Annotated in this window: 14 protein-coding genes; 12 read left to right on the top strand and 2 right to left on the bottom strand. The window is 36.5% G+C overall.

All coding sequences use genetic code 11. The annotated features are described in order from the left end of the window. The first annotated feature begins 24 nt into the window (after positions 1 to 24). The 11 genes from P7V56_RS09490 to P7V56_RS09440 all read left to right on the top strand — a co-directional run bounded on the left by P7V56_RS09490 (position 25) and on the right by P7V56_RS09440 (position 19,769). Positions 25 to 1,227 (top strand): NAD(P)-dependent oxidoreductase, encoded by a 1,203-nt coding sequence (locus P7V56_RS09490; RefSeq protein WP_171222994.1) that lies wholly within the window; start codon positions 25 to 27, stop codon positions 1,225 to 1,227. 59 nt (positions 1,228 to 1,286) lie between these two features. Further along, on the top strand, positions 1,287 to 4,034 hold the full coding sequence (locus P7V56_RS09485; protein WP_171222995.1) for a helix-turn-helix and ligand-binding sensor domain-containing protein: 2,748 nt from the start codon (positions 1,287 to 1,289) through the stop codon (positions 4,032 to 4,034). A gap of 264 nt (positions 4,035 to 4,298) precedes the next feature. Continuing rightward, positions 4,299 to 7,283, top strand: a complete 2,985-nt coding sequence (locus tag P7V56_RS09480; RefSeq protein ID WP_171222996.1) for a SusC/RagA family TonB-linked outer membrane protein — start codon at positions 4,299 to 4,301, stop codon at positions 7,281 to 7,283. 6 nt (positions 7,284 to 7,289) lie between these two features. Further along, a complete protein-coding gene (locus tag P7V56_RS09475; protein ID WP_171222997.1) occupies positions 7,290 to 8,744 on the top strand; it encodes a RagB/SusD family nutrient uptake outer membrane protein in 1,455 nt (484 codons plus the stop codon). A gap of 17 nt (positions 8,745 to 8,761) precedes the next feature. Then, positions 8,762 to 9,667, top strand: coding sequence for a LamG domain-containing protein (locus tag P7V56_RS09470; protein WP_171222998.1), 906 nt, complete (start codon positions 8,762 to 8,764; stop codon positions 9,665 to 9,667). Positions 9,668 to 9,744: 77 nt separating this feature from the next. After that, positions 9,745 to 11,121, top strand: a complete 1,377-nt coding sequence (locus P7V56_RS09465) for a glucoamylase family protein (RefSeq protein WP_171222999.1) — start codon at positions 9,745 to 9,747, stop codon at positions 11,119 to 11,121. A 1-nt stretch (position 11,122) separates the two neighbouring features. Beyond that, positions 11,123 to 11,830: a carboxylesterase family protein gene (locus P7V56_RS09460; protein WP_304986216.1), complete on the top strand. Its 708-nt coding sequence runs from the start codon at positions 11,123 to 11,125 to the stop codon at positions 11,828 to 11,830. Positions 11,831 to 11,841: 11 nt separating this feature from the next. Further along, positions 11,842 to 14,148, top strand: a complete 2,307-nt coding sequence (gene bglX, locus P7V56_RS09455) for a beta-glucosidase BglX (RefSeq protein ID WP_171223000.1) — start codon at positions 11,842 to 11,844, stop codon at positions 14,146 to 14,148. 86 nt (positions 14,149 to 14,234) lie between these two features. After that, the gene (locus P7V56_RS09450; protein ID WP_171223001.1) at positions 14,235 to 16,334 is read left to right on the top strand and encodes a glycoside hydrolase family 97 protein; all 2,100 of its coding nucleotides are present in this window, start codon (positions 14,235 to 14,237) and stop codon (positions 16,332 to 16,334) included. 13 nt (positions 16,335 to 16,347) lie between these two features. Beyond that, positions 16,348 to 18,105 carry a family 43 glycosylhydrolase gene (locus P7V56_RS09445; protein ID WP_171223002.1) on the top strand — a complete coding sequence of 586 codons (1,758 nt, stop codon included), beginning with the start codon at positions 16,348 to 16,350 and terminating at the stop codon, positions 18,103 to 18,105. Positions 18,106 to 18,332: 227 nt separating this feature from the next. Beyond that, positions 18,333 to 19,769: an MFS transporter gene (locus tag P7V56_RS09440; protein ID WP_171223003.1), complete on the top strand. Its 1,437-nt coding sequence runs from the start codon at positions 18,333 to 18,335 to the stop codon at positions 19,767 to 19,769. Between the two features lie 91 nt (positions 19,770 to 19,860). On the opposite strand, the gene P7V56_RS09435 is transcribed toward P7V56_RS09440, so the two are convergent. Next, positions 19,861 to 20,454, bottom strand: coding sequence for a hypothetical protein (locus P7V56_RS09435; RefSeq protein WP_171223004.1), 594 nt, complete (start codon positions 20,452 to 20,454; stop codon positions 19,861 to 19,863). A gap of 275 nt (positions 20,455 to 20,729) precedes the next feature. Here P7V56_RS09435 and P7V56_RS09430 point away from each other — a divergent pair, with 275 nt between their 5' ends. Continuing rightward, positions 20,730 to 21,905, top strand: a complete 1,176-nt coding sequence (locus tag P7V56_RS09430; RefSeq protein ID WP_171223005.1) for a M28 family peptidase — start codon at positions 20,730 to 20,732, stop codon at positions 21,903 to 21,905. Between the two features lie 28 nt (positions 21,906 to 21,933). Here the strand turns inward: P7V56_RS09430 and uvrA are convergent, their stop codons facing one another. Further along, positions 21,934 to 24,735: an excinuclease ABC subunit UvrA gene (gene uvrA, locus P7V56_RS09425; RefSeq protein ID WP_171223006.1), complete on the bottom strand. Its 2,802-nt coding sequence runs from the start codon at positions 24,733 to 24,735 to the stop codon at positions 21,934 to 21,936. Positions 24,736 to 24,769: the final 34 nt, after the last annotated feature.

Genomic DNA, 24,769 nt, shown 5'->3' with positions numbered 1-24,769 from the left:
TTTTGGGGCAGAAAAATCTACAGCATGAAATTCGGAATTATTAAAGAAAGAAAAAATCCGCCCGACAGAAGAGTTGTTTTTACCCCGGAAGAACTGGTAAGACTAAAAAGAGAGCATCCTGAAGCCATTGTTAAAGTGGAAAGTTCAGAGATTAGGATTTTTAATGATGAAGACTATAAAAAACTCGGAATTGAAGTAGCGGATGACATTTCAGATTGTGATGTTTTCTTTGGAGTAAAGGAAATTCCTGTAGATTATTTGATTCCGAATAAAAAATACTTTTTCTTTTCGCATACGATTAAAAAGCAAGTGCACAATCGCAAATTGTTACAAGCAATTTTGGCCAAGAACATCGAATTATATGACCACGAAACGATTGTAGATTCAAGCAACAGAAGACTAATCGGTTTTGGCCGTTATGCCGGTATTGTTGGTGCTTACAACGGCTTGAGAGCCTTTGGAATCAAATATGAATTGTTTAATTTGCCAAAGGCAGAAACGTTAAACAGTAAAGAAGATTTAATTGTTCGTTTAAAAAGACAAACGTTACCCAATATCAAGATTGTTTTAACCGGCCACGGAAAAGTAGGCATGGGTGCCAAAGAAATTCTCGATGGCATCAAAATCAAACAGGTTTCTGTTGAGGACTTTTTGAACAAAGTTTATTCACAACCGGTGTACACACAGATTGATGTTTTAGATTACAATAAGCGTTTAGACGGACAGGTTTTAGACAACAATGATTTCTATAAAAACCCTCAAGAATATACTTCCGATTTTGAGCGTTTTACTAAGGTTGCCGATGTTTTTATGGCCGGACATTTTCACGGCAACAATGCCCCTGATATATTGACACAAGACATGCTAAAAGCCGCTGATTGCAAAATAAAAGTGGTGGCCGATATTTCTTGCGATGTTGACGGACCGATTGCTTGTACTCTCAAAGCTTCGACTATTGCGGAACCCTTCTTTGGTTATTTGCCATTCGAAAACAAAGAAGTTCCTTATACGCATCCGGGATCTGTTATGGTAATGTCTGTGGATAATTTGCCTTGTGAATTGCCTAAAGATGCCAGCGAAGGTTTTGGTGAAATGTTTATGCAACACGTGATTCCGGCTTTCTTTAATGGTGATAAAGATGGCATACTCCAACGTGCTAAGATTACCGAAAACGGTAAATTGACACCCAGGTTTTCCTATTTGCAAGACTACGTTGACGGAAATTAATTTTTAATTAGTACCAAAAGGCATAAGTTTTTTTATTTTTGGCTGTAAATCTGCTCAAAGTGAGAAATATAATTGCCTTTTTCTTTTTGCTGTACTGTTCTTTTGTCAATGCACAAGAGTTACTGCCTTTTGTAGAAAACTTTACCAAGAGCAATTACAACGGCGATAACCAAGTTTGGAGCATCACTCAAGGCAACGATAACGCATTTTATTTTGCCAATAATCACTATTTACTTCGTTATAACGGTGTTCGTTGGGAAAAATACAGTTTGCCAAACAAAACAATTATCCGTTCTGTTTTTGCCGATGGAGATAAAATTTACTCAGGTTCTTATAACGAATTCGGCTATTGGAAAAGAATCAACGGTTTGTTGCATTATACTTCACTTTCCAAAAACAAGAATTTTTTCACCGGAAAGTCTATCAATGAAGAAATTTGGAAGATTTTCAAACACGATGGTAAAATTTACTTTCAGTCCTTTAATGAACTTTACGTTTTAGAAAAAGGGATAATAAAAAAAATCAGTATTCCTTTTCAAATCTCCTATTGTTTTGTAGTTGACAATATAATTTATGTCGCTTCGGTTAAAGATGGGGTTTTTGTTTTTGAAAATAATCATTTCAGAAAAATTGACGCTTGGCAATTGCTCGAAAATAATATCATTCATTCCATTGATAAGACTAATGGAAAAATGATGTTTTTTACTCAAAAGAATGGCGTTTTTATTGAAGAAAATAAGGTTTTAAAACCTTGGGCACATCCTTTAAATGATTTGCTTAAAAAGGAAATTATTATTTCGGCCAAAGCCATTTCAAATAAAAGTTTAATCATCGGAACAGCATTTCAGGGAGTTTACATTGTTGATTTATCTACTAACAGTTACAACAATGTTTGCCGAAAAAACGCCCTGAAAAACAACTCTGTTCTATGTATTGGTCTTGATAAAGAAAATGATTTGTGGCTTGGATTAGACAATGGTATTTCCCATATTGAAGTCAATTCACCATACCGAATTTTTTCTGATAATTCAGGGGTTTTAGGCTCTGTTTATACCTTAGCGCCTATGAACGACGGTTTATTATTGGGATCGAATCACGGGGTTTTTAAATACCATGATAAATCGTTGACTTTGTTGTCCAATTCTCAAGGACAAGTTTGGGACATGTTGCCCGTTGAAAACAAATGTTTAATTGGTCACAACGACGGAACTTATGTTTACCAAAACGGTGCTTTGACTAAAGTTAATGATGTAAATGGCGGTTGGAAATTCCTCAAAAGTAATTTTCACAACAACTATTTTTTGGCCAATTATTCGGGGATTGTTATTTATGAAAACCCTAATGATTTCAAAAGTTATAAGTATTTTTCAAACCTGACAAAGCCCATAAAAAATATCATTCAAAATAAACCTAATGAACTATGGGCAGTTGACAATTACAGAAGCTTGTATCGAATCCTTTTTGACGATAAGTTTGTGGTTAAGAAAGTTGAAAACGTTACCCGAAAAAACAAAATTCTCAATGATTACGGTATAAAGATGGTCAGCTTTAATAATGAAGCTTTATTTTATATCAACTCAAAATGGTACGGATACAATGCTATTTCAGACAAGCTTGAATTGAATACTTTTTTTAATAAGTCATTTTCTAATATTTCGGAATTAATCACCATCAACGATGAAAATTTTATTGTTTTAAAAGATAAGTCGCTCTACTTAATCAACCGAAACAAAAACAAATTTATTTGGCATCTTATTCCGGAGAAATATTATGAAGGCAAGATCATCAATCAAGACACTAAGGTTTTTAAGAACGGTGATGAATTTTTACTGAATTTAGACGACGGTTTTTTTGCTTTTAAACCTCAAAAATCAAAGTTATTGCCTGAGGTAAAAAGTATCAAAATAGAAGCTTTTGTCGATGGTAATTTTATCAAAAAATCAAGTACTATAGACTATAATAAATCGATTAGTTTAGATGTGATTTCTGCCTACTATGGTTATAACGAATTGGAATTGTTTTACAAACTTGATGAAGCAAACTCTTATATTCCGTTGCAAAGTCCCAATATTATCCTAAGCAATTTGTCAAGCGGCAGTCATGAGTTTGAGGTTTTTTACAATGACGGAGAAAAGTTTTTGCCATTATCTGAGTTTACTTTTAGAGTCGCCATGCCTTGGTATATTTCGTTTTGGATGATACTGATTTATTTGTCGATTATTTCATTGATATTTTACCTGTATTACAAATGGAATAAAATTAGATACATCGAAAAATTAAAGCTCAAGGAGGAAGAACTCAAGCACCAAAAAGAAATCCTGAAGTTAGAAATGGACGCACAAACCAAATTAAAATCTCAGGAATATGACAAACATATCTTGGAAGTACAGATACAGGCAAAGGCTTCTGAAGTTGCCGGAAAGTCGCTATCCATTGCCAAGCAATCGGAAATGATTGAAAGTATACAAAAACTGCTTGAAAAAGACAATGATATTGTTTCGCTTAAAAACAATATTAAGAAAACTATTAAACTTAATTCTATTAATAAAAAGGAATGGGAAACTTTTGAGAACAATCTTTACAAAAGCCATGAAGATTTTATAAAAAGGCTTACCTCAAGGTATCCTAAACTATCTTCTAAAGATATAAAGTTATGTATTTATCTGAAAATGAGTTTGTCATCTAAGGAGATCGCGCCTTTAATGAATATTTCCTTCAGAGGTGTAGAACTTCACCGTTACCGATTAAGGAAAAAGCTTGACTTACAGCAGGATATCAATCTTTCCTCTTTTATGAATATGGTATAATCAAAAGCATTTTTTTTCATTATCTGTATTTTTTTTCTTTATATTTTGCTGATTTGTTATTCGGTGTTACTTCATCAATAGTACATCATTTGCCTTTTTAGTTGAGAAGTTATTTGTATTTTTTTAACTTTTTAATTTATTGAAAAACAATTATTTAAAAAATAAAAATGAAAAAATGATGTAGTTTTGTAGTATTTAATTAACTTCAACTATAACGATGTAATAGATAAATTTGTTGAAGTATTAACTCATCCTAAACAATTTATGAAAAACATTTATGTACTACTCTCGTTACTGTTTTTCCCAATCTTTGCGTTTTCACAAACCATTGAAGGGAAAATAGTTGATGAAAAAGGTATTGCGCTCATTGGAGCCAACATTACCAATACCACCATGAATTCAAGTACGATTTCTGACATGGAAGGTGCATTTAAAATCAAGGCTAATGCCGGTGACAAAATTAATGTCGCCATGATTGGATTTGAAACCAAGACCGTAGAAGCAACTCCTGGGATGCAGGTGACTTTAAAAGAGGAAGTCAGCCAGCTTCAAGATGTTGTAATCATTGGATACGGTACCCGAAAAAAAATCGACAACACTTCGGTTATTACTTCTTTAAAAGCAGATGAGATAACTAAGACTAAGGTTTTAAATGCTTCTCAAGCTATTCAAGGTAAAGCAGCCGGAGTTCAAGTTATTGCCTCAGATTCTCCGGGTTCAACCCCCAGCGTAATTATTCGTGGACTTGGAACAGCAATTGGAGGTAGAACACCGCTTTTTGTGGTTGATGGTATGCCGGCGGATAACATCAACAATATCAATGCAAACGATATTGTATCCTATGAAATTCTAAAAGACGCAACTGCCAAAGCTATATATGGTAACAGAGCAGCCAATGGTGTTATCATCATTGAAACCAAAAAAGGTAAAGTTGGTAAATTGGCCGTTGAAGTCGAAATGTTTACCGGTTTCAGAAGTCCTTTAAGCGTGGTGAAAATGGCAGGTAGTAATAAGTTTTCTTATTATACCAATATGGCATTGGGTTCAACCACATTCTCTCAAGATCAACCGGTTAACACAGATTGGTTTAAAGAAATTACCAGAACAGGTCAATACTCTCAAAGTAATGTTTCCCTTTCGGGAGGAAGTGAAAACATTAAGTACTTTTTCAGTGCTGGTTATTACGACGAAGAAGCCATTCTTAACGGAATGGATTACAGCAGATTAACATTCAGAAACAATAATGAATATAAGATTTCAAACAAAATCAAGTTATCTCAGAATTTCAGTGTATCGTATGCTAAAGTAAATCCTAAACCATTTTCAGCTTTTACCAATGCTTATAAACAATCACCAATCGTTCCGGTTTATTTTCCATCAGGACAATATGGGGTATCTTTTGTAGGCGATGACGGTTTTGCTTCTCCAACAGGTTCTTCATTCAATAATGTTGGTAATCCAGTTGCACAGCTTGATTTCTTTGATGAGCAACAAAAAAGCATAACGCTCCAAGGAGGATTGAAATTAGATATTGATATTATGAAAGGCTTAAAATATTCTTCTGTTTTTAACGGAGAATATTATACTTGGAAAGGTTACAATTATGAAGACACCAAAAATATCTGGTTGGCTGCCGATCCGACACGTGAAGAAGCGGATTATCCATCGACATCAAATGTTAATTTGTTAACCAGATCTAATGATAGTTATTTTAACTGGAACTTGTCTAATTATCTTACTTACAATAAGTTGTTTGACAATGTTCATGATGTTGAATTAACCGGTGGTATTGAAGCCTCAAGCAGAGGACCAAGAAGTTTCAGTAAAGTGGTTAGAAGAAATGTAAATGCTAATTCTAATTATTGGTCATTAAACGGAGTTGATTATGCTTCTAATGTAATAAGTTACAATGATGTTTTATACAATGAGGTAAAATTAGCTTCTTATTTTGGACGTATACAATACAAGTTGATGAATAAATACTTATTGACTGCTACGGTAAGACGTGACGGTTCTTCTCAATTCGGTGAAGATTACCGCTGGGGAACTTTTCCTTCTGTAGGATTAGGTTGGATTATAACCAACGAAGATTTCGCCAAAAATTTGAAAGGGGTTGATTTGTTAAAATTAAGAGGCGGTTGGGGTAAACTCGGTAACCAAAATGTGCCTTTAAACAGTCAGGCTTTTTCTTCTGGTTTAGATTATTATATTCCGAATTACTTAACCGGAATTACAGTTGATTCTCAAGTAGATCCAAGTCTTTCTTGGGAAGTTACCGAAGAAACCTCTGTTGGTTTGGATTTCGGATTTTTAAGCAACAGATTAACCGGAACATTTGATGTTTACAATAAAAACACAAACAACCTAATTCTTTACACAAGACCTTACATCACTGCCGGTTCCAGTCAACAATCGCCGGCTCATGTGGGAGAAGTATCTAACAAAGGATTTGAACTTTCTCTAAAATGGAATGATAAAATAAATGATAATTGGACTTACTATGTAAGTGGTAATTTTTCAAACAACAAAAATGCTCTCGAAAGGTTAAATAGCTCTAATCTTCCTGATATTCAAGGTGGCGGACTCGGTAACGGGCAATACACTAAGTTGTTGGGTGAATCATCAGTAGGAAAACCATTGGGAAGTTTCTATTTGTATGACTATGCAGGATATGATCCAACTAATGGTCAAATGCTATATTACAAAGCCGACGGAACAACCACTACTCAAGGCGGATTGGAAGAAGCAGACAGAAAATATTTTGGCTCTGTTTTGGCGAAATCAATGTACGGATTATCATTAGGTTTTACATATAAAAATTTCGATGTCTCTATGGACAGCTACGGAACTTTAGGGTCTAAAGTGTATAATGGTAAAAAAGCCCAACGTTTTTCAGGGGAAAACATTGAAAACTCTTTGGCCTCTGATTTTTGGACACCGACTAATACGAATGCCGGAAATCCCGGTGCTTTCAATCAAGTTCCTGTGGCATCAACTTACTATCTTGAATCAGGTGATTTCTGGAGAATTAATAACATAACAATCGGATACAAATTACCAAAAACATTCGATGCTATTTCTTCTGCCAGAATTTATTTTAACGCCATTAACCCTTTTATCACTAAAAAATTCTCAGGCTTTTCTCCCGAATTAAACGGAGATGGAAATCCTTACGGAAGCCAAGGCGTAGAGTTAGATGCGTATCCAACGCTTAAATCATTTGTTTTTGGTATTAACCTTAAATTCTAAATTATTATGAAAAAAGTATATTTATCTGTCTTTGTTTTATCGGCGCTGTTTTTCAACGGTTGTTCAGACGACTTTTTGGAGGTAGACCAAACCGAGACCATATCAACAGCAGACTTGGCGCTATTCAATAACGATGAAGGTGCCAAAAGTTTTGTCACTTCAATCTATTCCAAGTTTTTAGATTGGAACATGTCTTCTTTTTCTTGGAACGGAATGTCAAGCATTGCTTCAGATGATGCTGATAAAGGTTCCTCTCCCGGCGATACGGGAACCGATAAGGATTTAATGGATGCATTGACTTACAATGCTTCAAGTCTTTCGGTGCAAGAAGTTTTTGAAGCCTATTATCAAGGAATCAACCGTTGTAATCAGGCTTTGTATTACATTCCGCAATTGAACAATGCGGATGAAAATTTAAGAGCTCGTCTTATCGGAGAAGCCAAATTCTTAAGAGCTTTCATGTATTTTACTTTAGTAAAAAGTTATGGTGGAGTGCCAATCGTTGACCATATTCCGAATCCTTCTTCAGAAGCCGATCGAGTGATGCAACTAACTCGTAAAACTAAGGCCGAAGTCTATGCCTTTATTGAGCAAGATTTAAATGATGCTATTGCTGCTTTACCGGATAGAGGATCTTATGCTCCAAGTGAAAGAAGCAGAGCTTCTGTTGGTGCTGCAAGAGCGCTATTGGCAAAAGTTTCTCTTTACCAAGAAAAATGGCAAGAGGTAATCAACAACTGTGATGCCGTAACCGGATATTCATTGGCTACAGATTATGCCTCTCAATACAGAGTGTCAGGCGAATTTGATAGCGAATCTATTTTCGAAATCTCAGGAATTGGTTCTTCGCCGGCTAAAGGAATTCAAGGATATTCAGCTTCTCAAGGTGCTCGTGGCGCCGGAGGCTGGGGTTGGGGTTTCAACACACCTTCTGAAAGTTTGGCCAACGCCTATGAACCGGGTGATACAAGAAGAGAAGCAACCATTATTTTTGCCGGTGCTACTTTATACGATGGACGCTATGTTCCGTTAACGGTAGAAAATCCAAGATACAATATGAAAGCTTATTCTTCTGCCTTTACTGATGGCTGGGAAACCGATGTCAATATAAAATACCTTCGCTATGCTGAAGTTTTATTGATGAAAGCAGAAGCTTTGAACGAATTGGGACAAACTTCAAATGCGATTCCATTAGTAAACCAAATCAGAAACAGAGCCGGATTAGGTAATACCACTGCTACGTCTCAAGCTGATGTGAGATTGGCAATTTGGAAAGAAAGAAGACTTGAACTGGCTTTTGAGCACGATCGCTTTTTTGATTTGGTAAGAACAGGTCAAGCTGAAGCTGCTTTTGCAGCTGACGGAAAAACGTTTGTGGTAGGAAGACACGAAGTGTTCCCATTACCGCAAAAGTTCATTAATGAAGCTGATGGTTTATCAGCTCAAAATCCTAATTACTAATTATTAAAAAATTAATTATGAAGAATAGAAATAAAATACTGTACTTGTGTCTGTCGGTATTAGCGGCGCAGTTTTTTATCAGTTGTAATCAGGATAGTATTGACGAAACCAATACGGCCATTCCTTATGAACCAATTGGCGGTTATGAGAATTCAGATGATATTGCGGCAGATAACTTGATTGTTAAATGTAGTTTTGAAGACAATATTACCGATTCAAAATCGGGGATAAGTGATGGTAACGGAACCAATGTTACTTATGAAAACGGGGTAAAAGGAAAAGCCTATAAAGGTTCTTCTTCAGCTTTTATCGGATACAATACCGTTTCTCCTGCCTTGGCTAATGTAAAAAGCATTACTGTCTCTGCATGGATTAAAACCGATCCTCATACCGGTGGCGCTCAATGTTTATTTATGTTGCCTAAAACTTCCGATTTTTGGGGTAATATTTTTACCCTTATTGAAGGAACTGGTCCGGCCGATACCATGTTAATTAAAAATCATTTGCAAAAAGATGTGACGCCAAGCATTCCATGGTCTGGCCAATGGTTAGTTCATGATGGTTCCAATGTCTTGACAAACATGTTTGGCAACTGGAAACATTTGGTTTGGACTTACGATGCCGCTACGTCAACTTACAGTATGTACGTTAATGGTCAAAATTTGAATTTACCTAATTCGATAGCCAAAAGATATACCAACGATCCTGCTGCTGGAGGCGTACCTTATGGCGATTTAGCCAATTCTGATGTTTCAAAATTTGTAATAGGCGGATTCCAGCAACATTTAGGAGCGCCTTGGGGTGCTGCCGATGGTTGGATGTTACATTACTCAGGTTTGCTAGATGAATTCAGAATTTATGACAAAGCTTTGTCTGATAACGATGTGCGTTCTTTATATCTTTTAGAGAACGATAACAGATAATATAATTAAATAAAATTGCCCCATCTAAATATACACCCGGTTTAGTGACTGGGTGTATATTTTAAAAAACTAAAATTATGAATAAAAGCATATCGTTTTTTTGGATAGGACTTTTGTTTTGTTGTTGTTCTTCTTCAACACCAAGTGAAAGTTCAACAGGAACACCTTTACCAACAACGACTCAAACACCACTCACGGATACCGAATTGCTTGACAAAGTTCAAAGAGATTCGTTTAAATATTTTTGGGATATGGCTCATCCTGTTTCAAAATTAGCCAGAGAGCGATACTTGGTTGATGATCCAAATTATGATGCCAATATTGTAACTACCGGCGGTTCAGGTTTTGGATTGATGACCATTTTGGTTGGTATAGAAAGAGGTTTTGTACAGCGTTCAGAAGCTGTTTCTCGACTAACCACAGCATTAAATTTTTTAGAAACTGCTGACAGATTTCACGGCGCTTGGCCACATTGGATGGACGGAATTACCGGAAATGTTATTCCTTTCGGGAATGTTGATAATGGCGGCGATTTGGTTGAAACTGCTTTCTTGTGTCAGGGATTAATTTGTATTAGAGAATATTTTAAAAACGGTAATAGCACCGAACAAGCATTGGCTCAGAAAGCCGACTTGCTTTGGAAAGGAGTAGAATGGAATTGGTATACTAAAGGTGAAAATGCTCTTTATTGGCATTGGTCACCCAATTACGGTTGGCAAATGAATTTTAAATTAGAAGGTTACAACGAATGTATACTAACTTATATAATGGCTGCCGCCTCTCCCGATTATACTGTGCCGGCAACAGCTTATCATCAGGCATGGGCCAGAAACGGTCAAATTGTTAATAGCGCTTCCCAGTACGGATATCCGGTTATTTTTAATCACAATGGAGCCAACGGTAATGTTGGACCTTTATTTTGGGCTCATTATTCTTACTTGGGTCTCGACCCCAGAGGTTTGACCGACCAATATGCCAACTATTGGAATCTCAATGTAAATCATTCCAAAATTATTAATAAATATTGTATAGCAAACCCACAAGGTTGGGACGGTTATTCTGAAAAATGTTGGGGATTGACAGCCAGTTATTCCCGAAACAATGATGGTTCTACCGGTTACTCAGCACATCAACCCAATAATGATTTAGGGGTTATTTCACCTACTGCAGCACTTTCCTCATTTCCGTATACACCGGATGAGTCGTTCAAATTTTTACGATACTTGTACAATGAAAAAAGAGATCGTTATGTTGGGCTTGCCGGCCCGTATGATGCTTTTTCGCCTCATCACGATTGGGTAACAAAACGTTATTTAGCCATAGATCAAGGGACAATAGCTCCCATGGTTGAAAATTACAGAACCGGATTGCTTTGGAATTTATTCATGCAAGCGCCGGAAATAAAAACCGGATTGCAAAGCTTAGGTTTTGCTTCCACGCAACACGGATTTTGATATGCATAGTTTTGGTAAAATTTTAATAACGGTATTGGCTATAACTTTTACAATGGTAAGCGATGCTCAGGAAACATCAGGTAGCTTCTCGACGCAAATAACAACAAGCTATACTTATGGTTTTTTGTTGCACAAGCCACAAAATACGAAAATCAAAAAACCATTGATTGTCTTTTTACACGGTTCCGGCGAAAGAGGAAATGATCTTGAAAAGCTAAAAGTTCACGGCCCGTTAAAATATATAAAGAACCATGAATTAGACAGTTATATTTTGGCTCCGCAGTGTGTTGAAAATGGTAATTGGGAAGCAGAATCATTATACCAACTCATTCAAAAAGTGTGTAAAGAAAATGCTATTGACACAAATCGAATATATTTAACCGGACTCAGTATGGGAGGTTGGGGAGCGTGGGATTTAGCATTGGCACATCCTGAGTTTTTTGCTGCATTAGTACCAACGGCAAGTTTTGTGAATCTCATGCAGGAAGATGAAGCTTGTAGGCTAAAAGACATTCCGATTAGAGCATTTCATGGTTTGCAAGATGACGTTGTCAGTTTAGAAACAATTACCGAAGTTTACAAGAAATTAAAAGAATGCAATACCGATGTTAAGTTAACCATTTTTGAAGATGCCGATCACGACAGTTGGTCTAAAGTATACGATAACAAAGAGATTTATGATTGGATGTTACAACAGAATAAAAAATAATACAACCCAAAATGAAAATTAAAGTTACCATAATTATATTACTAATAACAAGTTTAACTTTTGCCCAAAAAACAAAAAAAGGTAAACCCGCAACGATAGCTCCTAAAGAGATATTTATTCCGGAGTTACTAGCCAAAATGACATTAGAGGAAAAGATAGGACAATTAAATTTACCAACCTCCGGTGATATCACAACCGGACAGGCCAACAGCTCTAATATTGCCAAAAAGATAGAAGAAGGTAAAGTCGGCGGATTGTTCAATATTAAATCTGTTCAAAAAATAAAAGAAGTTCAAAAAATTGCCGTAGAAAAAAGCCGTTTAAAAATCCCACTAATCTTCGGTATGGATGTGATTCATGGCTATGAAACTGTTTTTCCTATTCCATTAGGACTTTCCTGCTCTTGGGATATGCCTTTAATCCAACAAACCGCAAGAATTGCCGCTAATGAAGCCACTGCGGATGGTATTAACTGGACCTTTTCACCTATGGTAGATTTGTCAAGAGATCCTCGTTGGGGAAGGGTTTCTGAAGGAAGTGGTGAAGATACTTTTTTAGGCAGCGAAATTGCCAAAGCCATGGTAAATGGTTATCAAAATAACAATCTGAAAGCCAATAATTCTATGTTGGCTTGTGTAAAACATTTTGCCTTATATGGTGCACCAGAAGGCGGTAGAGATTACAACACGGTTGATATGAGTCATATCAGAATGTATAATGAATATTTTCCTCCTTATAAAGCCGCTATTGATGCCGGTGTTGGTTCGGTTATGGCATCTTTTAATGAAGTTGACGGAATTCCGGCTACCGGAAACAAATGGTTGATGACGGATGTACTAAGAAACCAATGGAAATTCGGTGGATTTGTCGTAACCGATTACACAGGAATCAGTGAAATGACTGACCACGGAATGGGTGACTTGCAAAATAGTTCTTCTTTAGCCTTAAAAGCCGGTATCGACATGGATATGGTAAGCGAAGGATTTCTGTCAACCTTAAAAAAATCATATGAGGAAGGTAAAATTTCAATGACTGATATTGACAAGGCTGTGACCCGAATTCTTGAGGCAAAATATGATTTGGGTTTATTTGAAAATCCATATAAAAATTGTGATATTGAATTAGCTAAAAAAGTTATCTTTTCTAAAGAAAGCAGAGATTTTGCCCGTAAGGTAGCCGCTGAATCTATGGTTTTGTTAAAAAATGACAATAACATATTGCCCTTAAAAAAATCAGGTACAATAGCGCTTTTCGGACCGCTTTTCGACAATAAAGCCAACATGCCCGGTACTTGGAGTGTGGCCGCTAATTTCGATAAACCGATAACCATTTTAGAAGGATTGAAAAGTACTGTTGGGAATAGTGTCAACATACTTTCCGCCAGAGGTTGTAATTTCCTTTCAACAGCCGCCGAAGAAAAAATCAATATCAATCCTCATAATCCAAAATCGTATGTTAGAGACAACAGAACCGATGAAGAATTGATAGCGGAAGCGCTTGAAGTAGCCAAAAAATCAGATGTTTTGGTTGCTGTTTTGGGAGAAGGTGCCGAAATGAGTGGCGAATGTAGTAGTCGTACCAGTATTGAATTGCCCATTGTTCAAAAACGATTACTCAACGAATTACTTAAAACAGGAAAACCGGTAGTCTTGGTTTTATTCACCGGAAGACCTCTGGTTTTAGTGGAAGAAAGCCAAAAAGTATCGACCATCTTAAACGTCTGGTTTCCGGGTAGTGAAGCCGGTTTGGCCATTTCGGATGTCCTTTTCGGTGATGTCAACCCTTCCGGGAAATTAACTGCTACTTGGCCAAGAAATGTTGGGCAAATCCCAATCTATTACAACCATAAAAATACCGGTAGACCACTAGCTAACACCGAAGGAAAGTTTGAAAAATTCCGGTCTAATTATTTAGATGTAAGAAATGAACCTTTATATCCGTTCGGTTTCGGATTGAGTTATACTTCTTTTGCGTATTCAAATTTGACAGCTTCATCGTCTCAAATAAAAGCGAATGAAAAACTAATCGTTTCAGTTGATGTTACCAATACAGGCAATTTTGACGGTAAAGAAGTAGTACAATTGTACATCAGAGACTTGGTAGGTTCTGTAACACGACCGGTTAAAGAACTCAAAGGGTTTAAGAAAATATTTCTTAAAAAAGGAGAGAAGCAAACGGTTGTTTTTGAACTTTCTATAGAAGATTTAAAATTCTATAATGCTGATTTAAAACATGCAGCTGAAGCCGGAGAATTTGAAGTTTTCGTAGGAACTAACTCTGACACTACTGATAAAATAAAATTTAATTTGGTTGATTAATTTTTGTGTTTGTTAAACCCTTCGGACGGCTGCTGAAGGGTTTTTTATCTACCAACTAATTCCTATATTTAGCCAAAATATAATCCATGAAAAAATACATAACCATTGCTCTAGTATTGTTGGCTTTTTCGGTAAAAGCACAAACTGTACAATCGCCTTCTAAAGAATTAACACTCGATTTTAAATTGACAGAAAACGGAAGGCCATCTTATACCTTAACTTATAAAACCAAACCCGTAATTTCGAAAAGTCTATTGGGAATTTATCTTAAAGGCGATTCTGATTTGGCCACCAATTTTAAAATTGACAGTATAGGAAATTTTACTTTCAATGAAAGATGGAAACCTGTTCTGGGTGAGCAATCTAGTATAGAAAATCATTATAACCAAATGACAATTGCTTTGTCTCAAACCACCACCAAAAGAAGAGTAAACATCGTTTTCAAGGTTTATGATGAAGGAATGGCATTTAGATATGAATTTCCGAAACAACCCAATTTAAATTATTTCATCATCTCCGATGAGAAGTCGGAATTCAATTTAATCGGAAATCACAAAGCCTTTTGGATTCCCGGAGATTTTGATAGCCAAGAATATACTTATAATGAGACATTATTATCGGAGGTTGATACAGAAAAGCTAGACCTCAATAATGGTATCGGTTTAAAAAGAATTTTTGGTAAGTATGGGGTACAATCGCCATTGATGATGAAAACTTCAGACGGATTGTATTTGAATATTTTTGAAGCTGCGGTGGTAAATTATCCGGTAATGCATTTAGATTTAGATACCAAAACATTCGCTTTAACTTCTCATTTGGTGCCAAACGCTATTGGTGACAAAGCCTATTTACAAGCATCATGTGTTACACCATGGAGAACTGTTATGGTGAGTGATGATGCTCGTGAAATTGTAAGTTCTAAAATGATTTTAAACTTAAATGAACCTTCAAAAATTACTGATACTTCTTGGATTAAACCGATGAAATATGTTGGAGTTTGGTGGGAAATGCATGTAGGAAAATCTACTTGGGATTATGCCGGAAGTCAAAATGCACAAAATACCGAATCTAAAGAGTTAATTGCCAGTGGCAAACACGGAGCCACTACTGAAAATACAAAACGCTATATCGATTTTGCAGCCAAACACGGTTTTGACGGTGTTTTAGTCGAAGGTTGGAACGTTGGTTGGGAAGATTGGTTTGGCAATTGGAAAGAAGACGTGTTCGATTTTACCACACCTTACCCGGATTATAATTTGGCCGAAATTAACGCTTACGCCAAATCCAAAGGTGTTAAGATGATTATGCACCACGAAACTTCAGGTTCGGTAGCCAATTATGAAAGACATTTAGACAGAGCTCTGGAATTAATGAAAAAATATGATTATCCTGCCGCCAAATCGGGCTATGTAGGTAGAATCATCCCGCGTGGTGAATTTCATGATGGACAAACGATGGTCAATCATTTCAACTTTGTTGCTCGAAGATTTGCTGATTATAGAATGATGGTCAACTCACACGAAAGTTCTCGCCCGACAGGTTACCACAGAACTTATCCGAATTATATTGCGGCCGAAGCTGCGCGCGGAAATGAATTCAACGCTTGGAGTAACGGAAATCCGCCAATGCATGAAACCATTTTGCCGTTTACAAGATTATTGGGCGGACCAATGGATTATACTCCCGGTATTTTTGAAATTAAAATGAGCCATTACGACAAAACCAAAAAAGAGCAAGTGCATACTACTTTGGCCAAACAATTGGCTTTGTATGTAACTATGTATTCTCCGTTACAAATGGCCGCCGATTTACCGGAAAACTACGAGAAATATCCGGATGCTTTTCAGTTTATCAAAGACGTAGCCTCCGATTGGCAAGAATCAAAATACCTTGAAGCTGAACCGGGAGATTATTTAACGGTTGCCCGTAAAGACAAAAAATCAGAAAACTGGTTTTTAGGCGCAGTTACCGATGAAAACGCCAGAAATACTGAAATTAAATTGGATTTCCTTTCTCCGAATAAAAAATACAAAGCCATCATTTACCAAGACGGAAAAACGGCTCATTGGGAGAAAAACCCAATCAACTACGAAATCAAAACCATGACGGTGACTTCTAAAACCAGGCTGAAATTAGTTTTGGCTGCCGGTGGCGGAACGGCTGTTAGTTTTGTGCCAATTAATTAAAAAATCACTTTAGATGAAACATCGGATTGCCTTACTATTGCTGTTATTGAGTTCAAATTATGGAATCGCCCAACAAAAAACGTATTGCAATCCGATTAATATTGACTACGGTTATTGCCCTATTCCCAATTTTGTAAACCAAGGAAAACATCGCGCGACTGCCGATCCTGTGATTACTTTCTTCAAAGGCGAATACTATCTTTTTTCGACCAATCAATGGGGTTATTGGCACAGTAAAGACATGTCGGATTGGAAGTTTATATCGAAGAAGTTTCTTCGTCCCGAACACAAAGTTTATGATGAATTGTGTGCACCATCGTTGTCTTATGTCAATGATACTTTATTGGTCGTAGGCTCAACACACGGTAAAGATTTCCCGCTTTGGATGAGTACCAATCCGCAGAAAGGCGAGTGGAAGGAGCTGATTCATAAATCAGAAGCAGCCGCTTGGGATCCGCAGATTTTTTGGGACAAAGAAAAAGACGAAGTCTATGAATATTACGGTTCGAGCAATTTATATCCGTTGTACGGAATGAAACTCAATCGTAAAACTTTCCAACCTGAAGGAGAAAGAATTCCGGTTTTGGCTTTAAACGATGACGAGCATGGCTGGGAAAGGTTTGGTGAATACAACGACAACACTTTTCTGCAACCCTTTACCGAAGGAGCATTTATGACCAAACACAACGGTAAATATTATCTCCAATACGGCGCGCCCGGAACCGAATTTAGCGGTTATGCCGATGGTGTTTATGTTGGGGACCATCCGCTAGGACCTTTTGAATACCAATCGCATAACCCGTTTTCTTATAAACCGGGCGGATTTGCTCGTGGCGCCGGACATGGAGCGACTTTTACAGATGCCAACAATCAGTATTGGCATATTTCTACCATTGGCATTTGTGTCAAGAACAATTTTGAACGCCGTTTAGGGATTTGGCCTGCCGGATTTGATAAAAATGATATTTTGTATTCTAACACTGCTTATGGTGATTATCCAACGTTTTTACCTTCGGAAAATAAAGACCATTTAAGCGAGAGCTTTGCCGGTTGGATGTTGCTGAATTATAACAAACCTGTTCAAGTCTCTTCAACACTGGGTGGATTTCAGGCGAACCTTTCCGTAGATGAAGATATTAAAACCTATTGGTCGGCCAAAACCGCTAATAAAGGAGAATACCTTATTTCGGATTTGGGCGAAAAAAGTACCATTAACGCCATTCAAATTAATTATGCCGATCAGGATGCAGAGATTATGGGCAAACCCGAAACTACATTGGGACACAAATACATCATTTTTACCTCCAATGACGGCAAAAAGTGGAACGTTCTAATCGATAAAAGCAAAAGTACTAAAGATGTGCCGCATGAATATATTGAACTGTCAACTCCGGTTTCAGCTCGTTATTTAAAACTGGAGAATATCGGAATGCCAACGGGCAAATTTGCGATCAGCGGTTTTAGGGTTTTTGGCAAAGGAAATGGAGAAAAGCCAAGTGAAGTAAAAGGATTTGTACCGTTGCGTTCGGGTCCAAAAGTAAAAGGTGAACGCAGAAATGTTTGGTTCAAATGGCAACAAGAACAAAACGCAGACGGTTATGTAATTTACTTTGGCAAATCGGCCGATAAATTATACGGTTCAATTATGGTGTATGGTAAAACTGAATACTACTTCAACGGTTTGGATAAATCCGATGTTTATTATTTCCAGATTGAAGCTTTCAACAATAATGGTATCGGACCCAAGAGCGAAATCAAAAAAGCAGATTAAGTTTAGTTATTAACAAGCGCAAACGTTGTAATTTTCTTGAAAGATTCGCAAAAGTGAGGTTAAGAAAACGATTTCGTTAATAACTAATTTTACAGCCATCATTAGTGTTTTACTTATAAATGTATATTTATCCAATGAAGTAAGGCTTAATTTATCGAAATGATAATTTAACAGCCTTATTTTTATGTAAACAATAACTATTAACAACCAAACCAAAAACTATAATTATGAGTACACAAAATCTAAAGACCAATTGGGCACAGTTTATTCCACTAGTCACCGTATTTTTCTTCTGGGGATTTGTTGCCGCGAGTAACGATATTTTAATTCCCGTTTTTAAGAAAGCTTTTGATTTAACCCAAGGGGAAAGTCAGTTGGTATCTGTAGCTTTTTATGTAGCTTACACTGTTGGGTCTATTATTTATATGATTATTTCGTATTTGACAAAAGGCGACTTGATTAATAGAATTGGATATAAAAATTCTTTGGCATTAGGTCTTGTGATTTCAGCTTTAGGAACATTATTATTTTATCCTGCGGCAAATACCGGTTCGTTTCCATTGATGCTTTCCGGATTATTTATCGTGGCGCTTGGTTTTTCATTACAGCAAACAGTGGCGAATCCTTTGGCTATTGCTTTGGGACCAATAACGACCGGTTCACAACGTTTAACCATGGCAGGAGGAATTAACAATCTTGGGACTACTATTGGACCGCTGATTGTAAGTTTTGCTATTTTTGGTTCGGCCATTTCAGGCGATACTGAAATGAGTATTGAAAGTGTAAAAACTCCTTATTTGGTTCTTGGCGTAGCTTTCTTATTAGTTGCTGTTTTATTAAAGTTTTCTTCCTTACCGGACAAACCGGCAGCGGTTGTTGAAGTTGAAGGAGAAGCGAACAACACCAGAAGTTCGGCTCTTAAATATCCACAATTGATTTTGGGTATGATTGGCATTTTTGTTTATGTTGGAGTAGAAGTTTCTACAGCCAGTAACTTACCTGCATATATGGAAGGCGATTTAGGATTTGCTACCAAAGATATCGCTCCTTTTATTTCGTTGTACTGGGCTAGTTTGATGATTGGTCGTTGGACTGGAGCCGTTGAAGCTTTTACAGATAATATGAATACCCAAAAAATACTGAGATTTATTGCTCCTTATTTGGCTTTTGCTGTTTTCTTAGGAGTAAATAAATTTATGGATCACGATTTAACACCATTCTATGTTTATGCTTTAATTATTTTAGTATTGATATTTGCAGATATGGCGAGTAAAGGAAATCCTGCGAGAATGTTGTTGATTTTCTCTGTTTTAGGTATCGCAGCTTTACTAGTAGGAATGGCTACTGATGGTATGGTAAGTGTTTATGCTTTTACTAGTGTTGGTTTATTCTGCAGTACACTTTGGCCATGTATTTTTACCTTAGCTATTAGTGGTTTAGGAAAACATACCAGTCAAGGAAGTAGTTTCTTGATTATGATGATTATGGGCGGCGGATTGGTAAGTTGGTTACAAGGTTATGTAGCCGATTTAACTACGATTCATGCAAGTTATATAGTAGGTGTTTTGTGCTTTGCTTATTTGGCATTTTATGCATGGAAAGTAAGCGGAATATTAAGAAGCCAAGGAATTGATTTTGATAAAAAAGTGAGTGGTGGACACTAATCCAAACAAATAATTATAAAATCAAAAATCCCGCATCGTGAAAACTTTGCGGGATTTTTTTCATCAAAACCTAACCAAAACAACTAACTATTTATTTTTTATCCTCAATCTTGGCCTTTGTGCCATCAGCTTTGTAGTAGTAATAATCATCATCATTTCTTGGGTTGTTTGTAGCATAATCGTTGTCATAATCATAGTTGTTTTGGTAAACATACCCCTGATTTCTAAAACCTTTAATGCTTCCAACCATGTTTACAATATCACCTCTGCGGTTGTAGATAATACTCATTCCTCCAATTTGTGTTAATGCATATCTGTTGTATCTCATATAAACCGTTCCAATTCGGCTGACTCTGTCTCGGCTGTCGTAGTTGATAAAAGTGTTACCAACTCGTCTTACTCTGCCAAAACTATCATGTTCAATTCGAGTTCCGTAATTTACAGTGCCTCTGGCTGCTGTAGCTTTTGTTCCTCTTTTTCCGGCAGTTCGGTAATAATAATCACCTTCGCTGTCTTGTGGACGAGTGTTAAAATCAAAGTCTCCATTTGGAAAAACAAAAAACTCAATGCCTCTTTCCACAAATGAGATTGGCTCATCAAAGCTAAATCTCGTTCTTACTTCTGTTGCATTCACTACGTTTCCAACCAGTAAAACAGTAGCTACTAAAAGGGTAATTTTTTTCATAATCAATACAAATTTGAGTTTTGCTTACTCTTTCGATTTTCAGCGTCTTCGAACAGTTATTATTGCTGTTGTAAGGTACATTTCAATACGTGTGCCAAAGCCCGTAAATAAATTCTTAAGGTTTGATTAAGATGGTCTAATTGTCATTAATACAAGGCCTTACGAATCATTTATTTGTCTTGCATTTTGTTTTTATACTATTGAATATGTTTAAAATTTTAGTACATTTGCTAACGAATTTTCAAACTAATCAACTTTATTTTATTAAAATTTCAATGAAAAACCTACTATTTTCATTATCCTTTTTGTTCTTAATATCAAATGGCTATGGTCAAACTTATGTGCCTTTTTACGGAACTGTAGTTGAACAAGTTTCAGAAACTAATGTTTTGACCAACCTAACCGAATTTGAAAATTTAGGCATAAAAAGGAGAGGAACAACCGCTTTGCAAAACACACTCGACTGGTTGAAAGCCGAATATTTAAGTTACGGTTATACGGCTGCACAAATACAAGAATACAGCTTTACAAACGCCGGTACGACTTGTAAAAATTTAGTGGTGACTAAAGTGGGAACACTTTATCCCGATAAGTTTGTGATTATTTGCGGACATTATGATACCATAACCGGAAAAGGAACCAATGACAACGGAAGCGGTGTAGTTACTATTTTTGAAGTCGCACGGTTGTTGCAAAATATTCCAACAGAATATTCGATAAAATTTATCAATTTCAGTGGTGAAGAAGATGGTTTGGTGGGAAGCCAAAACTTTGTTTCTTCAGTAGTCAATGCCACGAATCCTAAAATGGATATTCGTTTGGTTTTTAATATTGATGAAGTAGGCGGAAGAGCTGATATGACCAATGATACCATTACTTGTGAGCGAGATACCGGAAGCCCAACGTCCAATAATGCCGCATCCAATGCTTTCACCAACCAGTTGATTACTTGTACCCAATTGTATTCTCCTTTAAACACTTATTTGTCTTATGCTTATGCTTCAGATTATATGCCGTTTGAAGATAACAATGAAGTGATTACCGGTTTTTTTGAAAGAAATGAAACGCCGCATCGCCACACTTCAACCGATTTATTGGTCAATATGGATCCGCATTATGTTTATAACATTGCCAAAGCCGCTACCGGTGCGATGTTGAATTTTGCTGTGGCTTCCACAACATTGGCAACTAATGATTTGTCCAATGAGTATCAAGTGAGTTTTTATCCGAGTCCGGCCAAGGATTTTTTGAATATTAGTTTAGGAACATTAACCGATAGCCATTATACTTTTACATTGGTCGATTTACAAGGAAAAAGTGTTATCAATAAACAAATTGAAAATGCACAACTCATAGAAACTGTTTCTTTAACAGGATTGTCAAAAGGAATATATTTGGCAGTTTTGGAAACAGCGAAGAATAGGATATCCAAAAAAATAATAATAGAATAATCAAAAGCCTTCCGTTGGAAGGCTTTTTTTATAGTTTGTCTTTTAGGTATTCGGCAGTAATTGATTTTTTATTTTTCACAAGCTCTTCCGGAGTTCCGAAGGCCAATAATTGACCACCGTTTTCTCCACCTTCCGGACCTAAATCAATAATCCAATCGGCACATTTGATTAAGTCGAGATTATGCTCAATCACTATAATCGAGTGTCCTTTTTCAATCAAAGCATCAAACGAAGCTAATAGTTTTTTGATGTCATGGAAATGCAATCCGGTCGTGGGTTCGTCAAAAACAAATAATGCTTTTTCTTTGGTTACACCTTTTACTAAAAATGAAGCCAACTTAATACGCTGCGCTTCTCCGCCTGAAAGGGTAGAAGAAGATTGTCCCAATTGTACATAGCCTAAACCAACATCTTGTAAAGGTTGCAGTTTTTGAATGATTTTATTTTGCTTGTGCTCTGAAAAAAATGCAATTGAATCATCGATGGTCATCGTTAGGATATCATCAATGTTTTTGCCTTCAAAAGCAACTTCTAAAACTTCCTTTTTAAAGCGTTTACCACCACAAGTATCACAAGGTAAAGAAACGTCGGCCATGAATACCATTTCTACATTTATAGAACCTTCACCTTTACAAGTTTCACATCTTCCGCCGTCAACATTGAAAGAGAAATGCTTGGCTTGATAACCTCTAACTTTAGAGAGTTTTTCCTTGGCATACAAATCACGAATGTCATCATAAGCCTTGATATAAGTCACCGGATTCGAGCGTGAACTTCTTCCAATTGGGTTTTGGTCTACGTATTCGATGTGTTTAATGTGTGAAAAACTTCCGGTCAATTCGCTGAACTGTCCGGCTTTGTCACCGATGCCTTCCAGCTTTTTTTGCATCGCCGGAAATAAAATCTTTTTGACGAGCGTACTTTTTCCACTTCCTGAAACTCCGGTAATTACCGTTAGACTTTCCAAGGGAAAAGCTACATCAATGTTTTGCAAATTGTTTTCGCGTGCGCCTTTAATTTCGATGAAGTTGTTTGATTTCCTGCGTTTTTTTGGAACCGAAATCTTTAATTGTCCGTTTAAATATTTAGCGGTTAATGAATCTGCGTGCAAGATTTCATCAAAAGTGCCTTCGGCGACCAATTCACCACCAAAAGTTCCGGCTTCCGGACCAATATCGATGATTCTGTCGGCCGCTTTCATGATATCTTCATCGTGTTCAACCACAATAACGGTATTACCTAAATCGCGAAGATTTTTTAATACTTTGATTAATCGCTCTGTGTCTTTTGGGTGCAGACCAATGCTTGGTTCATCTAGAATATACATTGAACCAACCAAACTACTTCCCAGTGAAGTCGCTAAGTTAATTCGTTGTGATTCACCGCCGGAAAGCGTGGCAGAGTTTCTGTTCAAGGTCAAATAATCGAGACCAACATCACTTAAAAAGGCCAATCGGTTATTGATTTCTATTAAAAGCCGTTTAGCGACTTTAGCATCGTAATCCGACAGTTTCAAATCAGAAAAGAATGGTATCAATCTTTTGATAGACATATCAACCAATTCCGAAATTGTTATACCACCTACAGTAATATAATTGGCTTCTTTTCTTAATCTTTTTCCCTTACAGGTACTACATTTAGTTTTTCCACGATAGCGTGAGAGCATGACGCGGTTTTGTATTTTATAATTCTTTTCTTCTAACTCTTGGAAAAAATCATCCAAACCGGTGAAAAAATTATTCCCTTTCCAAACCAAATCTTTTTGTGCTTCAGTCAATTCAAAATAAGGTTTGTGAATAGGAAAATCAAATTTGTAAGCATGGTTAACCAATTGATCACGATACCAACTCATGCTTTCTCCACGCCATGGGAAAATAGCATTTTCAAATATAGAAAGTGAAGTGTTTGGTATAACCAATTCTTCATCGATACCTATAATATTACCATATCCTTCACATGTTGGGCAAGCGCCATATGGATTATTAAAACTAAATAAATGAATGTTAGGCTCTAAAAATGTCATGCCGTCCAACTCAAAATTAGAGCTGAATTCTAAGCGCTTATTGGTTTCCAATTCTTGCAAATAGCAAATTCCTTTACCCTCAAAAAAAGCAGTTTGAACGGCATCGGCCAAACGATTATAAAAGTCTTCATCTTCAGAAGTTTCAGCACTAAGCACAATCCTGTCGATGATTAGTAAAATGTCTTTATTGTCTAAAGAATGTTGGTCGATTTGATCCAAACGAACCATTTCATTATCAACCAAAATACGAGCAAAACCCTGTTGGAGTAATACTTTTAGTTTGTCTTCCAGTTGTCTTCCTTTTTCCAGATGAATAGGAGAAAGCAATAACCATTTGGAGTTTAGATCAAATTGTTTAACAGCATTTACGACATCAGTAACAGTATCTTTTTTGACTTCATTACCAGAAATTGGAGAAAAAGTTTTTCCAATTCTAGCGAAAAGTAATTTCAAATAATCATAAATTTCTGTGGAAGTACCAACGGTAGAACGTGCATTGGTTGTATTTACTTTCTGTTCAATAGCAATTGCAGGAGCAATGCCTTTGATATATTCTACTTTAGGTTTGTCTAATCGGCCTAAAAACTGACGTGCATATGAAGACAAACTTTCTACATATCGACGTTGTCCTTCTGCATAAAGTGTATCAAAGGCTAAACTAGATTTTCCTGAACCTGACAAACCGGTTATAACTACCAATTCATTACGAGGTATGACCACATCTAAATCTTTAAGATTGTGAATTTGAGCACCTTTAATTAGGATGTTTTTCTTGGGTTCTAGTGTAGCAATTTCTGTACTTTTCATAGCAAAAAAAGAATGTTTGCAAAGTTAATCAATT

Origin of the sequence: Flavobacterium sp. IMCC34852 (genome assembly GCF_030643905.1) — a bacterium.
Classification (GTDB): domain Bacteria; phylum Bacteroidota; class Bacteroidia; order Flavobacteriales; family Flavobacteriaceae; genus Flavobacterium; species Flavobacterium rivulicola.
Note: the sequence above shows the minus strand (reverse complement) of the source record. Positions and strands in the feature narration are given on the sequence as shown.